The sequence below is a fragment of the Paenibacillus sp. OT2-17 genome (assembly GCF_009827695.1).
GTDB classification, from domain to species: domain Bacteria; phylum Bacillota; class Bacilli; order Paenibacillales; family Paenibacillaceae; genus Paenibacillus; species Paenibacillus polymyxa_B.
The window spans coordinates 1-761 of sequence record NZ_WUDQ01000970.1; the positions used below are offsets into that span (position 1 = coordinate 1).

The following is a 761-nucleotide window of genomic DNA, read 5'->3' on the forward strand; positions in this document are numbered from 1 at the left end:
GACTTGGTTAGCACGTTCGTTCAACTCACGGTACGTGTACTCTCCAGTGTGTGAAGCAATAGCCGGACGATCAGGGTATTTTGAAGCCGCCTCCTCAAACATTCCATGAATAGTTTGGTGCTCAGGATATTTCACAACTGTATTATTTAAAGATTCGTGAGCAGCTCGATCCGCATCCGATAATATATCAATTGAATTCACAAGTGCATGGCTGTTGGTTAGCGCGCCACGCAAAAGGGTTTCAAAGTATTCTGCGTATCGGACAACCGTTGTTTCCAGCAAGAGTGATTGATCATAACGTATCTGTATTTGATAAGCTCCATTGTGTTCATTAACAGCCCAGTCCATAATACGGGATTCTACACCGCTGTCCGTAGGCAGATTTGCCGAAAATGAAGTATCGGCTTGTGGTTCCGCAAGGTATGCATTAGGCTCACGGAGCATGTCCTGAAATAAGTCTGCTAGTTCATGAAAAGTCGTTTCCTTTTCGACTGTCAGCGAAGCTGTAAGCAGACCGGTTTGTGGCACAAATGTAGAAAAAGAAACTTCTTCTTCTGCGGATAGGCGATATACCCATGCAGTATATGCTGATAAGAGCAACGCTTGCTTGTCTTCCGCAGTTTTTTGCTGATTTAATTGTTCCGAGATGGACGCTTCTAACTCTACTTGATAAGTAGAGGATGTATGCTTGCGTTGTATACGTGCACAATCCAAGGGAACTAGGAATGGGGATGGGATTGTCTGTGTGCTGTTTTGTAGTA

General features: G+C 44.2%; 1 pseudogene. It reads right to left on the bottom strand.

Annotated elements, in window-relative coordinates:
* Nucleotides 1–761, bottom strand: a pseudogene (locus tag GRP75_RS28525) (non-ribosomal peptide synthetase); the annotation flags it as partial.